The sequence below is a fragment of the Streptomyces diastaticus subsp. diastaticus genome (assembly GCF_011170125.1).
Lineage (GTDB): Bacteria > Actinomycetota > Actinomycetes > Streptomycetales > Streptomycetaceae > Streptomyces > Streptomyces diastaticus.
Genome location: NZ_BLLN01000002.1, coordinates 844,720 through 860,134 on the forward strand (window position 1 = coordinate 844,720; position 15,415 = coordinate 860,134).

General features: G+C 75.4%; 14 protein-coding genes. 8 read left to right on the forward strand and 6 right to left on the reverse strand.

Features of this window, described 5'->3' with window-relative positions; translation table 11 throughout:
• Positions 1-348 precede the first annotated feature (348 nt).
• Positions 349-1,686, reverse strand: coding sequence for an FUSC family protein (locus Sdia_RS05580; protein WP_229830753.1), 1,338 nt, complete (start codon positions 1,684-1,686; stop codon positions 349-351).
• Between the two features lie 245 nt (positions 1,687-1,931).
• Positions 1,932-2,612, reverse strand: coding sequence for an MSMEG_1061 family FMN-dependent PPOX-type flavoprotein (locus Sdia_RS05585; RefSeq protein WP_100455228.1), 681 nt, complete (start codon positions 2,610-2,612; stop codon positions 1,932-1,934).
• 452 nt (positions 2,613-3,064) lie between these two features.
• On the opposite strand from Sdia_RS05585, the gene Sdia_RS05590 reads away from it, so the two are divergent.
• The 7 genes from Sdia_RS05590 (at position 3,065) to Sdia_RS29935 (ending at position 9,867) form a co-directional block, all read left to right on the forward strand.
• Entirely contained in the window at positions 3,065-4,069 is a 1,005-nt protein-coding gene (locus Sdia_RS05590; RefSeq protein WP_321014410.1) for a FecCD family ABC transporter permease, read from the forward strand.
• Positions 4,066-5,190, forward strand: coding sequence for a FecCD family ABC transporter permease (locus tag Sdia_RS05595; RefSeq protein WP_100455230.1), 1,125 nt, complete (start codon positions 4,066-4,068; stop codon positions 5,188-5,190). The genes Sdia_RS05590 and Sdia_RS05595 overlap by 4 nt, the downstream gene beginning before the upstream one ends.
• Positions 5,191-5,259: 69 nt before the next feature.
• Positions 5,260-6,066 carry an ABC transporter ATP-binding protein gene (locus Sdia_RS05600; RefSeq protein ID WP_100455231.1) on the forward strand — a complete coding sequence of 269 codons (807 nt, stop codon included), beginning with the start codon at positions 5,260-5,262 and terminating at the stop codon, positions 6,064-6,066.
• A gap of 100 nt (positions 6,067-6,166) precedes the next feature.
• Positions 6,167-6,835, forward strand: a complete 669-nt coding sequence (locus tag Sdia_RS05605) for an RNA polymerase sigma factor (RefSeq protein WP_115068998.1) — start codon at positions 6,167-6,169, stop codon at positions 6,833-6,835.
• Positions 6,832-7,950, forward strand: a complete 1,119-nt coding sequence (locus tag Sdia_RS05610; RefSeq protein WP_189500085.1) for a CU044_5270 family protein — start codon at positions 6,832-6,834, stop codon at positions 7,948-7,950. Before Sdia_RS05605 ends, Sdia_RS05610 begins: the two co-directional genes overlap by 4 nt.
• 115 nt (positions 7,951-8,065) lie before the next feature.
• Positions 8,066-9,100, forward strand: coding sequence for an iron-siderophore ABC transporter substrate-binding protein (locus tag Sdia_RS05615; RefSeq protein ID WP_115068906.1), 1,035 nt, complete (start codon positions 8,066-8,068; stop codon positions 9,098-9,100).
• A 173-nt stretch (positions 9,101-9,273) separates the two neighbouring features.
• Positions 9,274-9,867 carry an HAAS signaling domain-containing protein gene (locus tag Sdia_RS29935; RefSeq protein ID WP_229830766.1) on the forward strand — a complete coding sequence of 198 codons (594 nt, stop codon included), beginning with the start codon at positions 9,274-9,276 and terminating at the stop codon, positions 9,865-9,867.
• 627 nt (positions 9,868-10,494) lie between these two features.
• Here Sdia_RS29935 and Sdia_RS05625 read toward each other — a convergent pair.
• From Sdia_RS05625 to Sdia_RS05635, 3 genes are all read right to left on the reverse strand, one after another.
• Positions 10,495-11,511, reverse strand: coding sequence for an ABC-2 membrane transporter-related protein (locus Sdia_RS05625; RefSeq protein ID WP_100455234.1), 1,017 nt, complete (start codon positions 11,509-11,511; stop codon positions 10,495-10,497).
• Positions 11,508-12,476 (reverse strand): ABC transporter ATP-binding protein, encoded by a 969-nt coding sequence (locus Sdia_RS05630; RefSeq protein WP_100455235.1) that lies wholly within the window; start codon positions 12,474-12,476, stop codon positions 11,508-11,510. Before Sdia_RS05630 ends, Sdia_RS05625 begins: the two co-directional genes overlap by 4 nt.
• A gap of 67 nt (positions 12,477-12,543) precedes the next feature.
• Positions 12,544-12,960, reverse strand: coding sequence for a GntR family transcriptional regulator (locus tag Sdia_RS05635; RefSeq protein WP_124287405.1), 417 nt, complete (start codon positions 12,958-12,960; stop codon positions 12,544-12,546).
• Positions 12,961-13,516: 556 nt separating this feature from the next.
• Between Sdia_RS05635 and Sdia_RS05640 the strand changes: the two genes are divergently transcribed.
• Positions 13,517-13,990, forward strand: coding sequence for a DUF7144 family membrane protein (locus tag Sdia_RS05640; RefSeq protein ID WP_100455236.1), 474 nt, complete (start codon positions 13,517-13,519; stop codon positions 13,988-13,990).
• Between the two features lie 351 nt (positions 13,991-14,341).
• Here the strand turns inward: Sdia_RS05640 and Sdia_RS05645 are convergent, their stop codons facing one another.
• A complete protein-coding gene (locus Sdia_RS05645; protein ID WP_189500086.1) occupies positions 14,342-15,064 on the reverse strand; it encodes a (2Fe-2S)-binding protein in 723 nt (240 codons plus the stop codon).
• Positions 15,065-15,415: the final 351 nt, after the last annotated feature.

Below are 15,415 nucleotides of genomic sequence, written 5' to 3' on the forward strand. Positions count from 1 at the left end.
CCTCCCGGGCGAATCCCCGTTCCTCTGTTCGACCTCGCGCGCCCGTGTCCCCCGCGCTCCGAACCCCTCGCGCATCCGCACCGAACCACCCGAGCGGCACCCGGCCGCCACGCGGCACCCACCGCAACTGCCGTGCCGGGCAACCCGTTTGGAGCCCCTGCGGCCCCCTCCGCCCACCAGCTCGGCCGCGTCGGCCTCCCCGACACGAGGGCGCGACGGCACGGCGTTGTCCGGGAACGCGCACACGGTCGTCCCGGGGGCGGCGCAGCCGGTGCGGAAGACGTTCACCGAAGGGGTCGACCTACGAGGTGCAGGCGATCCTCACGCAGTTCGTGGCCCGGTAGGCGGTCAGCGGCCCTCGGCGGCCGGTTCGTCGGCGCTGTGGCTGAGGACCTCGGCGGTGTAGCGGCACTCCTCGGAGAGACGCGTCGCCTCCACGACGAGGACGCCGTACGGCTCGGTCGGGTCGGTGAGGGAGAGACCGTGGTCGTCGGTGGTCCGGGCGACCTCCCGGCGGCACTCCTCCAGGTGCCCGGCGGCCTCCCCGAGCCGGTCGGCCTGCTCGCGGAGGTGGTCCTCGTCGAGGGTGGCGAGGACCTCCGTGAAGTCGGCCACGGAGGAGAGGAAGGTGGAGTAGCCGCGGAGGAAGGGGGCGTACTCCGGGTCGCGCGGGTCCTCCGCGACCGGCCCCCGCGACGCCTCCGGATCGCCGAAGTCGCCGGAACCACCGGACTCCCGAGGGGCCCCCGAGCCGTCGGAGCCGTCGGAGTCCTCCGTGTCCTCGGAGGTGTCCGTGTCGGAGCCCGGGTCCTCGTCCTCCCGGTGGCGCTGGTCGAGGGTGCGGGTGATGGCCGCGACCTGGGAGATCATCCGGACCAGTGCCTCCATGGTCTGCTCGTACGCCTGGAAGGTGAGGTGGCGGCGGCGTCGGCGTGCCCAGGGCCGCGGGTTGAGGCGCAGGCTCTCGCGGGCGGTGCGCAGTCCTTCGCGGGACTGGGTGATCAGGGAACCGGTGCGGCTCGCCCGGTCCCGCCAGCCTTTGGTGGTGTCGGCGCCGGGGGCGCCCTCGCCGAGTTCGGGCGTCATGGCGTCGAGCAGGTCGTGGATCTCCTGGGCGAGGGCGCGGATGCCGTACTCGGCGCTGCGGTACCGCAGGGGCGGGGCGATCAGCACGTTGACGGCGACGCCGACGGCGGAGCCGATGAGGACCAGCAGCACGATCTGGCCCAGTTCCCTGACCTGGTCGGAGTTGCTGGTGGCACTGGTGTACGTGGCGAAGGCGAAGAAGGCGGCGGTGGCGACCTGCGGGCCCTGGTGCCCCAGTACCCGCCAGCGGCTGATGACCAGGGCGGCCAGCGCCACCAGCGCGAAGCTGATCAGGTCGGGCCCGGCGGAGAGGCCCAGGACGGCCTGCACGGCGACGCCCGCCGCCACCGCGCCGACGTACCGCAGGGACTGGATCACCGACTGGTAGACGGTGACCTGGACCATCAGGACGGCGGAGAAGGGGGCGAAGGCCGGGGAGGTCGCGTCGATCAGCTCGTAGGAGATGAACCACGACACGGTGGCGGCCAGGGCGCTCTTGAGGATGAGGAGGAGGGAGCGGCGGGCGCCGCTCTCGGGATGCCGTAGCCGGCCGCCCCACTCGGCCACCCGCTCCCACTTCTCCCGCACCCGCGTGCCCATGGTGTCCTCCCGGCGGTCTCCTGACGGTCTCCCCACCGCGTGCGGGTGGCCGGGGCGCCGCCGGGGCGCGGTCCGGCCGCTCACCGGCGGGCGCGTCCGGCGTGTGCCCGCCGCCTGGCCCGGTATGCGCCGCCGGCTGCCGCGCGGAGGCGGCCCTCGTTCGGACCCTGGCACCGCGGAGCCGGTCCCGCGCGCCGGGTGCGCCCGGGGGGGTGATCCGCCCTCGGCGGCGTGGCGGGCGCTCGTCAGGCGGTGGCGTCGGCGTCGCCGGTCTTCTCCCAGGTGGCGGGGGACCAGATGCCGGAGCGGCGCAGCGAGGCGGGGCAGTGGCGGTAGATCTCGTCGATCTCGACCACCAGGGCCAGCGCGGGCCGCTGGTTCCTCTCCACCAGCGCGTCGAAGAAGGGGGCGTCGGTGAGGACGCGGGCGCGGCCGTTGATCCGCAGGACGTCCATGGCGCCGGGGACGAGGTAGAGCAGGCCGACGTGCGGGTTGGTGAGGATGTTCCGGAAGCTGTCGCCGCGCCGGTTGCCGGGCCGGTCGGGCAGGGCGATCGTGCCGCGGTCCACGACGTGGGTGAAGCCGGGGACGCCGCCGCGCGGGGAGACGTCGCAGTTGCCGTCGGCGTCGGCGGTGGACAGCGAGCAGAAGGAGGCGCGGCCGAGCAGGTCGAGGTCCTGCTCGTCGAGCCGGTCGTGGACCTTGTCGATGACGACGGGGTGCGGGGTGCCGAGCAGGGACGCCAGCTCCTCGACGCCGGTCAGCTCGGTCCACCCGGCGGGCAGCGGGCTCCTCGGACCGACGGCCGGGACAGCGGCCTCGGCCTGCTCGACCAGGCCGAGGCCGCGGGCGTCCGGGACCCTGGTGAGCCGGGCGAGGGAGTGGTGGAGGCCGGTGGCGGGAGCCTCGGGCGCGGGGTTCGTCAAGGCGGTCTCCAGAGGGGCGTGACCCGGTGTGTGAGGGGGGTTCGGCGGCGCGGTGTGGCCGGAAAGATGCTGTTAGGCTTACCTTACTTCGGGTGGATGGCAGGTGTGTGGGCAGGGCCGGCCGGTTGGCGACCGCGCGCCTGAGCGAGTGGGGTGTCCGGTGCTCCGGCGCGATGTCCCGGGACCGCGAGCAGGGGTGAGTGGAGAGTGCATGACCGCGTGACCGGCGTCCCGGCGGCCGGATCGTGAACGGCCCCGCGGCCCGCGAGGGCCGCTCCGCCGACGCCTTCGGTACGCCCCCGCCCCGTGCCTCCGGTGCCGAAGCGGCGCGCACCCCGCCGTCCGGCGCCGCGCCCGGTGCGGCCCGGGGCCGCCCGGCCGTCCTCGACCTCACCGAGCCCGGCTCCCCCGCCGCACCCGGCGCCCGCCCGGCCGAGCCGTCCCGGCGCTCGGTGCGCAGCCGGCCGGCGCTGGCCGTCGGGCTGGGCCTGGCCCTCGTCGCCCTGGCGCTGACACTGGTCGCGAGCCTGGCCGTCGGCACCGGGGACGTGGCCTTCGCCGACGTGACGGGCACGTTCCTCGCCCCGGACCCGGCCGACAAGGCGCAGCTCATCGTCGGCGAGGTCCGCGTGCCGCGCACCCTCGCCGGGCTGCTCGCCGGCGTCGCGCTGGGGCTCGCCGGGACCGTCATGCAGGGCGTCACCCGCAACCCGATCGCCGACCCCAGCCTCCTCGGCATCAACGCCGGTGCCTCCCTCAGCGTCGTCTTCGCCATCAGCGTGCTGGGCCTCGGCGCGGCGCAGCAGTACCTGTGGTTCGGCTTCCTCGGCGCGCTGATCGCGGCCCTCGTCGTCTACGGCGTCGGCTCGCTCGGCCGCGAAGGGGCCACCCCGGTCAAGCTGGCGCTGGCCGGAGCGGCGACCACGGCGGTGCTCACCTCGCTGACCACCACGATGCTGCTCACCGACCGGCAGAGCTACGACCAGTTCCGGTTCTGGCAGATCGGCGCGCTGAACACCCGGTCGGTGGAGGTGCTTGCCGAGGCCGCGCCCTTCGTCGTCGTCGGCGGCCTGCTCGCCCTCACCCTCGGCTCCCAGCTCAACACCCTCGCCCTCGGCGACGACCTGGCCCGCGGCTTCGGCCAGCGGGTCGGCCTGGTCCGGGGCGTCTCGGCGGTCGCGGTCGTGCTGCTCTGCGGCGCCTCCGCGGTGGTCGCCGGACCGATCGGCTTCGTCGGTCTGGCGGTGCCGCACATCGCCCGGCTGGTGACCGGGCCGGACTACCGCTGGGTCCTCCCGTACAGCATGGTGCTGGCGCCGGTGCTGCTGCTCTGGGCCGACATCGTGGGCCGGGTCGTGGCCCAGCCCGGCGAGGTCCAGGTCGGCGTGATCACGGCGGCGCTGGGGTCCGTCCCGTTCATCTGGCTGGTACGGCGGCGGAAGCTGGTGGAGCTGTGAGCGACCCGACCGCGACCTCGCACCAGACGGCCACGCCCCCGGCACGGGGCCCGGCCGGCTCGCCGCCGCGGGTCTGCGAGGCCGCGCTCGCCGAGGCCGCCCGGGCGGTGGCCCGGGTGCGTCGGCGCGGCGGACGCCGGTCACTGCTGGTCGGGCTGGCGCTGGCGCTGGCCGCGTTCGCGGTCTTCGCGGTGTCGCTGAGCGTCGGCGAGATGGTGATTCCGGTCGGCGACGTCCTCGCCACGCTGTTCGGCGGCGGCGAGCCGGGCTCCCGGTTCGTCATCCTCGAACTGCGGCTGCCGCGCGCCCTGCTGGCGGTCCTGGTCGGCGCCGGGTTCGGCATGGCGGGCGGGGTCTTCCAGACGGTGCTGCGCAACCCGCTGGCCAGCCCCGACATCATCGGCATCAGCTCCGGCGCCTCGGCCGCGGCCGTGACGGCCTCCATGGTCTTCGCCGTCTCCGGACTCGCCCTCTCGGCGAGCGCGCTGGCCGGTGCCCTCGTGGCGGGCACCCTCATCTACGTCCTGGCCTGGCGCAAAGGCGTGGTCGGTGCCCGGCTCGTCCTGGTCGGCCTGGGGGTCGGTTGCGGACTGAACAGCCTCGTCTGGTACCTGATGTCCCGCGCCGAGGTCACCGGCGCGCAGAACGCCCTGCTCTGGCTCACCGGCAGCCTCAACGGCCGTTCCTGGAACCAGGTGTGGCCGCAGGTGACCGCGCTGGCCGTGCTGGTGCCGCTGACCCTGGTCGCCGCCCGGACGCTCCGCGCCCTCCAGCTCGGCGACGACACCGCCTCCGGGCTCGGCGCCCGCGCCGAACAGAGCCGGCTGGCGCTGCTGGCCTGCGGCGTCGCGCTGGCCGGGGTGTCGACGGCGGCGGCCGGGCCGGTGGCCTTCGTGGCCTTCGTCGCGGCGCCGGTCGCCCGGATGCTGCTGCCCGGCCGGGGCGCGGTCCTGCCGCACGCGGCACTCGCCGGGGCGCTGCTCGTCCTGCTGGCCGACCTCGCGGCCCAGCACGCGCTGCCCGGCACCCAGTTGCCGGTCGGGGTGGTGACGAGCGTGATCGGCGCCCCCTACCTGCTGTGGCTGCTGGCCCGCGCCAACCGGGTCGGCCGCGGTGGCTGAGCGGGCGGCCCACGAGGGCCGGAACAGGTGGCGGGACGGCAGGGAACCAGGCAGAGAGGAGTGCGCCCGATGAGTGTGCGGCACACGCTGGAGGCGCGGGACGTCCGCATCGGCTACGACGGGCGCGAGATCGTGCCGGGGCTGAGCGTGCGGATACCGCCGGGGCGGTTCACGGTGATCGTGGGCCCCAACGCCTGCGGGAAGTCGACGCTGCTGCGGGCGATGGCGCGGCTGCACGCGCCGACCTCGGGGGCGGTGCTGCTGGACGGGCGGCCGGTCCAGCAGACGCCCACCCGTGAGGTGGCGTCCGTGCTGGGCATCCTGCCGCAGAGCCCGGTGGCACCCGAGGGCATCACCGTCTCCGACCTGGTGGCACGGGGGCGGTACCCGCACCAGGGGTGGTTCCGGCGGTGGACCGCCGAGGACGACGCGGCCGTGGGGGCGGCGCTGCTCTCCACCGACGTGCTGGAGCTGGCCGAACGTCCGGTGGACGAGCTGTCCGGAGGACAGCGGCAGCGGGTGTGGATCGCCATGGCGCTGGCCCAGCGGACCGACATCCTGCTGCTCGACGAGCCGACCACCTTCCTCGACGTCGCCCACCAGATGGACGTCCTCGACCTGCTGACCGACCTCAACCGCGAGCGCGGGGTGACCCTCGTGGCCGTCCTGCACGAGCTGAACATGGCCTGCCGGTACGCCGACCACCTCATCGCGATGAAGCAGGGCGAGGTGGTGGCGCAGGGGCCGCCCGCCGAGATCGTCACCGAGGAACTGGTCACCGAGGTCTTCGGCATGCGCTGCTCGATCGTCCCCGACCCCGCCTCGGGCACCCCGCTGGTCGTGCCGCTGGGCCGCCACCACGTCCCGGCCGGCTGAGCGGCGCCCTCCCCCTCTGTGGCGCGGGTCACGGGAACCGAGCCGCCCGGCCGGAGAGGTACGGGGTGTGACAAGCGATGAACAGGGAGACCGCGAGCGCCTGCGCGCACGGATCCGGGCGGGCGACCAGGAGGCGTTCGGCGCGCTGTACGAGCAGTACGCGCGTCCGGTCTACAACCACGCCTACCGGCTGACGGGCGACTGGTCGACGGCCGAGGAGGTGCTGTCCGAGACCTTCCTCGCGGCCTGGCGCACCCGGCGCGCCGTCGAACCGGAGGGCGACTCGCTGCGCCCCTGGCTGCTCGGGATCGCCACCAACAAGGCCCGCAACGCCAGCCGCGGCATCGGGCGGCGCCTGGCCTTCCTGGCCCGCCGGCCGGTCCCGGAGCTGGTGGCGGACATCGCGGACGCCGCCGCCGGCCGGGTCGACGACGCCCGGCGGCTCGCCGCGGTCCGGCGGGCGCTGGGCGGACTGCGCCGCCAGGACCGCGAGGTGCTCGCCCTCTGCGTCTGGTCCGGGCTGGACTACGCGGAGACCGCCGAGGCCCTGGGCGTCCCGGTGGGCACCGTGCGGTCGCGGCTCTCCCGGGCCCGTACCCGGCTGCGCCGGCTCACCGACGAGGAACTCGGCGGGGCACCGGACGGACCCCCGCCCCACGCGCGTCACCGGGAGAACGGCCGGTCCGGCGGGGAACCCCGTCCCGGTCGCGGAGAGGTAGAGGGCAGGGCCGCGTTCGTGGCCCTGCCCATCCAGGAGGAAGCCCGATGAACGACCGTACCTCCGGCCCCGGCCGGGCCGAACGCGAGGAGCTGGCCCGGCTGTTGCCGGCCCCGGCCGAACGGGAACTGCCGCCTGGCCGCCATCTCCACCACAAGGACACCCTGATGCGCCTGATCGACCAGGACGGCGACCGCGTTCCCGCCCGCCCCCGTCCCCGCCTCCTGCGCCCCGCCGTGCTGCTGCCCGCCGTCGGACTGGCACTGGGCGGGGTGCTGCTGACCACGCTCGCCGTGACCGGGCGGGACGGCGCTCCGACGCCGGCCACCGCGGGTACGGCGTCCCGGGCCCCGGCCCCGCCGCGCGCGACCGTGCTGCTCGACCGGGTCGCCTCGGTCGCCGCCCGGCAGGACGAACAGGAGGTCACCGACGACCAGTTCGTCTATGTCAGGACTCTTCAGTCCAGGAACGAGGGCGAGTTCGGCGGCCCGGTGGAGCTGACCGGACCCCACGAGCGCGAGGTCTGGATGGCGCAGGAGCAGGGGCCGGTGATCGACGTCGGCCTGATCCGCGAGGACGACGCGTACGTCCCGATCGAGGTCGGGGTGCCGGACGGCGAGCCCGCGGTCGGCCGGCCGGCCGGCCTCCACCGGCCGACGTACACGTGGCTGGCCTCGCTGCCCACCGACCCCGACGCCCTGCTGAAGCGGCTCGCCGCCGAGATCACCCGGGACCAGGACGCGAGCGGCACCCCCGCGAAGGAACGGGACCGGGCCCAGGACACCTTCGACGCGATCGGGGAACTGCTGCGGGAGACGGTGATGCCGCCGAAGACCGCGGCCGCGCTCTACAAGGCGGCGGCGAAGATCCCCGGTGTGTCCGTGGACTCCGACGCGGTGGACGCGGCCGGGCGGCACGGCGTCGGCATCGCCCGCGACGACACCCGGGCGGGCTGGCGCACCGCCTGGATCTTCGACCCGGCCACCTTCGAGTACCTGGGCGAGCGGAGCTACCTCTTCAAGGACACCTCGATGGGCGAGAAGGGGACGCTGATCAACAAGTCGGCGGTGCTGGAGCGCGCGGTCGTCGACGCCCTCCGCGAGAAGCCGTCCGCGGGGACACCGGAGTCCGGGGAGCCCGCCGCCGGTGAGTCCCCGACGGCCTGACGGCCGGGGCGAGGTGCCGCCGGGGCGCGCCCGCGCGTCCCGGCGGCGCGGGATGTGGCAGATCCGACGGCCCCACAGGTGCGCGAGAGGTTTAGGTCAGGCTAACCTAACCTGCATGAACGATTCCGCTTCCCCCCAAGCCCGGCGCGCCCGCCGCCCCCGCCGCACCACGGCCCTGCTCTCCGGCGCGGTGGCGGCCCTGCTCATCGGCCTCACCGCCTGCGGATCGGGCGGCAGTGACGAGAGCGCGGACAAGCCCGCCGAGGGCAAGGCGGGCGGTGCCTTCCCCGCGAAGGTCGCCACCAAGTTCGGTGAGATCACCATCGACGAGGCGCCGAAACGGATCGTCGCGCTCGGCTGGGGTGACGCGGAGACCGCGCTGGCGCTCGGCGCGCAGCCGGTGGGCGCCAGCGACTGGCTGCCCTTCGGCGGGGAGGGCGTCGGTCCGTGGGCCAAGGGTATGTACGACGAGAAGCCCGAGCTGATCGGCACCATGGAGCCGGAGTTCGAGAAGATCGCGGCGCTCGAACCCGACCTGATCCTCGACACCAAGTCCAGTGGTGACCAGACCCGCTACGACACCCTCAGCAAGATCGCCCCGACGGTCGGCGTCCCGAAGGGTGGGGACATGTACATGACCTCGTGGGAGAAGCAGACCGAGATGGTCGCGGGCGCCCTGGGCAAGAAGGACGAGGGCGCCGAGCTGATCGCGGAGACCGGGAAGAAGTTCCAGGCCGCCGCCGAGAAGCACCCGGAGTTCAAGGGCAAGTCGATCACCGTCGGCTCGCGCACCTCCGAGGGCTTCGGCGCGTACGTCGGCGGCACCGGCCGCGTCGACTTCGTCAAGCGGCTCGGCTTCGTCAACAACCCGGAGATCGAGAAGCTGGCCGGCGACTCCTTCTCGGTCTCCGTCTCCAAGGAGAAGCTGGACCTGCTCGACGCCGACCTGACCGTCATGGCGCCGATCGGCATCTCCGCCGAGGAGATCAGCGACGACCCGCTCTACAAGGCGGTGCCCTCGGTGAAGGACGGCCGCTCGATCGTCTTCGACGACCAGGACATCAGCCAGGCCTTCGCCACCGACTCGGTGCTGAGCGTCGGCTACGCCCTGGAGAAGGTCGTCCCGCTCTTCTCGGAGAAGCTCAAGTAAGGCTCGCTCCCCGGCTGTCCGGCACGTACGCCCCCGGCTGCCCCACGTGGCGGCCGGGGGCGTACCGCTGTCCCGGTCCGGGCGCGGGGGCGACCAGCTATAAGCGGCGTGCATAGCATGTGAGGGTCAGCGGGGGACGGCCTCGCCGAGCGGTGTGGAGAGCGGGGCGATCGGTGAGGACCGGGAGTGCGGAGTCGGCGTACCAGGAGCGGGACGCCTATCTGGCGGCGGTGGAGCGGGCGGCGGCCGAACTGGCCGACGACCGGCGTCGGGCGCTGGTGGCGGATGTGGCGGTGCGCATCGACCGAGGGCTCGACGGGCGCCCGGGCGCGATGAGCGAGGTCCTCGCCGAGCTGGGCGACCCGCGTGCGGTGGCGGCCGGGGTACCCGTGGCCGGGCGGGCCCCCGGGGCCGCCGGGCGGAGGTCGCGCGTGCACCCCGCCGTGCCGGTCGGGCTGATCGCCGGCTCGTACGCGCTGGCGCTCGTGCTCCAGTTGGCCGGGGCGCCGACCGGGGTGCTGTCGGTGGCCCTGCTGCTGCGGCTGACCGGTGTCGTGCTGCTCTGCACCAGCCTCTTCTGGGGGCCGGGGCGGAAGGTGGCCGGGGCGCTGGTCACACTGGTGCTCCCCGCCGCGGCCAACCTGCTGTGGAACCGCGAGTTGAGCGGGGAGGACAGCCTGGCCCTCCGCGTCCTCGCCGACGTGTGCCAGGTGCTGTGCGTCGTCGGCGGTGCCGCCTGGCTGTGGTGGACCCGGCGTAAGGCGTGACCTCCGGGCGGCTCGGTTCCCTCCGCCCTCGGCCTGGGCGCGGGGACGAGGGCGCCGGGGCTGCCGGAGGCCACCGACGCCCGGCCCGGCGGCCCTCGGGGCGGGAGGCGCACACCGCCCCGGGGGCTCCGGCCCCGGCCGGCCCGGCCGCACGCGCCGGGGAGGCCCGTGACATCGTCGTGGGCGGGCCGCCCGGGCCCGAACCTTCCGAGGCGGCGTCCTCGCATCCCGCAGGGCGCCCACCGCACCCGGTACGCACGCTCACCGCGCCGGCCGAAGGCCCGAGTGGCTCCGCTGCGAGCCCCTTCGTCCGGCACGGCCGAGAACGCGCACCGACCACCGCGGACCCCGCGGACACCGCACAGGATTCGATGACACCCCTAGTTCTCCGCCGCGGAACCCCCGATCCGCCACCTTGCCGGGCCCGTCGCGCGACACTGGACCTACGGCCCCCACGCGTGGGCCGCCGTGACGTCCGGGGCTGAGGGGCCCCGGGCAGATGCCGAGGGCTGAGGGGCCCTTGGCTGCTGTGGAAACCGCCGGGCGCGGGGTACGGCTCGGGATGGCCGTGCCCCGCGCCCGGCGGCACGTCGTTACGCCGCTGACCGGCGCCGGTGAGGCGGCTGGTCAGAAGGAGCGGCGCCGCATCCACAGCCACACGAAGGTGACCGCGAGGGCGGCCAGCCCCAGACAGACGGCGCCCTCGGCGAGCTGGAGGTCGCGCATGTGGCCGAGCGGGTGGCGCTGGGAGTACTCGTGGAGCGCCCCGTGGTCGGCCAGGCAGGCGTCGAAGTCGTCGGCCTGAAAGCAGGGGGCGGAGTCGAAGAGCGTCTTGTCGGCGAGGGCCGACTGCGGCTGGACCAGCATCCAGTCCTCCTCGCGGACCGGCGGGACGGACCGGCCGAACGAGGTGACCGGCCGCACCAGGTACGGGCGGACCGCCGTCAGCAGGGCCGTCAGCGCGCCCATCGCGCCCAGCGTCAGCGCCATCGCGGGCAGCGTCCGCCGGGTCACCGCGCCGGCCGCCGCGCCGAGGGCCACGCCGAGCGCGGCGTACCCCGCGACGGCCGGGCCGGTGGAGACGAAGGCGGTGGCCGAGTACCAGTACAGGCCGAGCGTGGCCTGCCCGGCGCCCTCCAGCGCCCATGAGCCGACCCAGGCGGCGGCGCCCGTCCCGGCCGTCAGCGCGCCCATCGGCAGCGCCAGCTTGTGCAGCAGCCAGCTCTCCCGGGTGACGCCCTGCGCCCACACCAGCCGGTGGGTGTCCGCCTCCAGTTCGCGGGCGATCAGCGGCGCCCCCACGAAGAGCCCGCCGAGGAAGGGCAGGGCGAGGACGCCGGCGAGGAGCAGGCGGAACGGGGCCGCGTACAGGCCGCGGTACTCGTCGATGAGCTCCTGGCGCGCCGTGCACCGCTCGGAGCCGCCCATCAGCGGGCAGTCGGCGATGCCGTGCGCCGCCTGGAAGGCGACGGCGTTGTGGCGCAGCAGCACGGCGGCGACCACCAGGGCGGTGACCAGCGCGAGACCGGTCCACAGGACGCCCCGGTGCTGGCGCCACACCAGCCACGTCATGCCGTGCAGCAGGCGGCGGGGCCCGGAGGCCGGGGCGGTGGCGGACTCCCTCTCCAGGGTGGCGGTGCTCATGCGGCGTGGTCCTTGCTGGTGAGGTGCGTCGAGGCGTGCGGGGTCGCCGAGGCGGTGAGGAGCGCGGGCGCGTTAGGCGAGCGGAGGTAGGCGAGGAGCAACTGCTCCATCGAGGGCTCGGTGACCGTCCAGGTGGGCCCGGGGGCCAGCGGTGCCTCGCGGCGCACCATGGCGGTGAACTGCCGTCCGCTGGTGGTGGATTCGACGACGGTGTGGCCGTCCAGCGGGCCGGGCGCCCCGTCCCCCGGCAGCGCGCCGGTGACCATGCTGTGCGCCCACGCCAGTTCGTCGGCCTCGCCGGCCAGCCGGACCCGGCCCTCGGCCAGGACGAGCAGGTAGTCGCAGACGCCTTCGAGTTCGGCGAGGGTGTGGGTGGACATGACGACGGTCGTGCCCGACTCGGCCGCCTCCGCCATCAGCAGGCTGGTCATCTCGTGCCGCACCAGCGGGTCGAGGTCGGCCATCGGCTCGTCGAGCAGCAACATGCTGGGCCGCTTGCCGAAGCAGAGGGCGAGGGCGAGGCGGGTGCGCTGGCCGCCGGAGAGGCTGCCCGCCCGGGCGCCGAACGGGATGTCCCCGGCGCGCACGATGGCCTCGGCGCGCGACTGGTCCCACTCGGCGCCGTTGAGTTCGCGGCCCATCCGCAGGGTGTCGGTGACGGTCAGGCGCGGGTAGAGGGGCTTGGACTGTGCGAGGTGGCCGACCTGCCGGCGGGCCCGGGCGCCGCGCGGGTCACCGCCGAAGACGCGCAGGGTGCCGGCGGAGGGGCCGCTGACCCCGGTGGCCAGTGACATCAGGGTGCTCTTGCCCGCGCCGTTGGGGCCGACCAGCCCGCAGATCCGTCCGGCGGGGAGACGGAAGGCGCACTCCTTCAGGGCCCAGCCGCGCCGGTAGCGCTTGCCGAGCCCGGCCGCCTCCAGGGCGACCAGTCCGGCGTCGGCCGGGTCGAACTGCTCTGTGTACACGTGCTGCTCTCTCGTCCGTGGGGAGGTCCGGGCGGCCCGGGGGCGTCGACCGCCCTCGCCGGTGTGCTCAGTGCCGCGCGGGGCCGGTGCGCGGGGTGCCGGCCGCGGCGAAGACCTCGGCGCGGCAGGCGTCGAAGAGCGCGGCGGCGTCCTCCGCGTCCAGTCCCGCCTCCTCGGCCTTGTGCAGCCATGCCGTCAGCTCCGCGCGCAGCGGCGCGTGCGAGGCGGTTCCGGCGGTGCCGAGCCCGCGTCGCACGAAGGTGCCGCGCCCCGGCTGGAGTTCGACCAGCCCTTCGCGCTCCAGCTCCCGGTACGCCTTGAGCACGGTGTGCGGGTTGATCGCCGCCGTCTCGACGACCTCCTTGGCCGTCGGCAGCTTGTCCCCGGGGGCGAGCACCCCCAGGCGCAGCGCCTGCCTGGTCTGCAGAACGATCTGCATGTACGTCGCGACACCGCTGCGCCGCTCGATCTGGTACGTGATCACGCTGGTGCCTCCTCCGTCGTCCACCACGGTCGGTCCTCCCCGCCACCATCATTGTGTATATGGAATAGCACAATGATGGTGGCGGGGAACGCGGCTCCTTGTCAATCGCGCGCACGGCCGCGGCCCGGCGGGCGGTGTCCCCGCCGGGTGGCTTCCGGTGTCGACCGGCCCGCGTCCGCCTTCGGCACCACGCGCGCATCGCCGTGTGTCACCGGCCGGGGTCCATGAAGGCACCACCCGCTCGCCCTCGCGGGCCGCGCCGGCCTCCGCCTCCCCGCGCGCCGTCGCGCGAAGCGGGCGCCCCGCTCCGCACCGGCAGCCGTCGCGGCCCCGCCCTTCCGCCGGGGCCCGTACCGGTCCGCACCCCGGTGCCCTGAGAGTCCACCCGACCCTCGCCCCCGCCGGCGAGCCCGGGGCCGGTGCCCGGGCCGCTTCCGCCGGCCGGTGGCGCCCCCCGCCCGGCCTCCGTCACCCGTTCGGCCCAGTCCTCCGCGCGCCCGAGGGGCCGCGCGCCGAGGCTGGACGGAGCCACGCCGTCGATGAGAGGGCACCCGACATGAGCGATCAGCACGAGACCCCCGACCCCCGCGAGGCGCACAGTGGCGCGCACACCGGGGCCGCGGACGTCCCGGAGGGCCACTCCGCCCGCCAGTCGTGGGCCACCGGGGGGACGGTCCTCGCGGGCGTCCTCCTGCTCCTCCAGGGAGTCTTCGGCTTCCTCCAGGGCATCGCGGGCATCGCCGACAACACCGTCTACGCGGGCCTCGGCGACTACGCCTTCAAGATGAGCGTCACCGCCTGGGGCTGGATCCACCTCTTCCTCGGCGTCCTGGTCGCCATCACCGGCTGGTGCATCCTCACCGGCCAGACCTGGGCCAAGGCCACAGGCGTCGGCCTCGCCGCCGTCGCGGTCATCCTCAACTTCATGTGGCTGCCCTACCTGCCCCTGTGGGCGCTCCTCAACATCGCCCTCGGCATCTTCGTCATCTGGGCCCTGTGCACGGAGCGCCCCGACGCCCCGCCGCTGTAGCGGCCCCGGCCGCCCCGCGGCCCCGGGACCGAGCGGGACACGACCGGACCGGGTCGTGTCCCGCTCGCCCGTCCTGCCACGGCCTCGGCCGCAGATGAGCCCCGCGGCTCCTCACCGCGGCCGTGAACGGCTCGGCGGACGGCGGCACCGGTCGGCCGCCGGAGCAACCGGCTGGAGGGAGACCGCACCGCTCACGCGCACACCCTGGGCCGCCCCGGCCACCGCCGCCGAGGCCCCCGTGCCGAGGGCAACGCCCCGGCCCCGACGCCCGCGACAGGGGTCACCCGTGTCCGGGAGGCCCCACCGGACACGCCCCCGAGGCGGCCCGCCGAGCACCCCGGCGCCGGCCCCCTACGTACGGGGCCGGCGCCGGCCCCGCGTCCGGAGCACGCAGTCACCGCACGTCTCGGCGGGCACCCGGTAGAACAGGCAGCAGCTGCGGCGGACGAAGGCGACGCCGAGCCCCTCCTCGTGGACGAAGGTGCCGGTGTGTGCCAGCGGAGGCCGGCCCAGCAGGTGCTCGACCAGCGGGACGGCTCTCCCGGCCGCCTCGGGCGCCTGGTCCAGGAGTACGCGTACGGCGCCGACCAGGGCGGAGGCGGCGTTGCCGCGCAGGACCTGCGGGGAGACGGCGTAGCGGCTGCCGACCGCCTCGGCGAGCGGCGCGAGATGGCCGACGGCGACGGCCCGGTGAAGCGCCTCGGGGAGCGGTCCGGGCAACGGCCGGGGAGCGGGCAGCCGCAGCTCGACGGGCCCCGCGGACGGCCTGCGCCACCACAGTCGGCCCGGGCCGAGGTCGGGGACCTCCGAGCCGAGGGCGGCGCACCCCAGCGCCAGCGACCAGAGCCGGGAGGCCAGGCCGAGCTGGGCGGTGGAGGCGGCGACCCGGCCGGGGCCGGTCCCCATGCGCCGGCCGGTCTCCTCGACGTGGCCGGCGATCCCGTCGCCGTACAACTCGGCGAGGGGGCGGAAACCGCCCTCGGACGGGTCGGCGCGGGGCACGGGGTCGGCGGTGAAGTAGGGGCCGACGCGGGCGAGCCGGGTCAGCAGCGTGTCGAGGGCCGCGGCGCTCACCGGGTCCGCACCACCGTGGAGCCGTACCGGCACATGGGTGCCACCGTCCTCTCTCGGGGAACCCGGCCCCGGCTGTGCGCGGGGATTGTCGCAGCCGGGCGGCGGGCCGCGCCAGGACGGACGAGGACGGACGACGGCGGGTGCGGACGGGCGGACGGGTGAGGAGGGTGGCTCCGCCCGGCGACACCTCGCGCCACCCCCCGGCGTCCCGCCGTTCGGGACTGCTCGGCGCGAGGATGGGCAGGGAGACCGGTCAGCCCCCGCGCCGTCGCGGGGCGCGGGCCAGGCGTCGGCCGGCCGGAGCAGCAGCCCCGCGACGAGCCGGCGGCGCCAGGTACGCATCGAAGAGGA

Excerpts from the sequence above, each read along its gene's own strand:
- Sdia_RS05610 (WP_189500085.1), top strand. The coding sequence starts at position 6,832 with ATGAACGACCGTACCTCCGGCCCCGGCCGGGCCGAACGCGAGGAGCTG.
- Sdia_RS05640 (WP_100455236.1), top strand. The coding sequence starts at position 13,517 with ATGAGCGATCAGCACGAGACCCCCGACCCCCGCGAGGCGCACAGTGGC.
- Sdia_RS05600 (WP_100455231.1), top strand. The coding sequence starts at position 5,260 with ATGAGTGTGCGGCACACGCTGGAGGCGCGGGACGTCCGCATCGGCTAC.
- Sdia_RS05580 (WP_229830753.1), bottom strand. The coding sequence starts at position 1,686 with ATGGGCACGCGGGTGCGGGAGAAGTGGGAGCGGGTGGCCGAGTGGGGC.
- Sdia_RS05615 (WP_115068906.1), top strand. The coding sequence starts at position 8,066 with ATGAACGATTCCGCTTCCCCCCAAGCCCGGCGCGCCCGCCGCCCCCGC.
- Sdia_RS05625 (WP_100455234.1), bottom strand. The coding sequence starts at position 11,511 with ATGAGCACCGCCACCCTGGAGAGGGAGTCCGCCACCGCCCCGGCCTCC.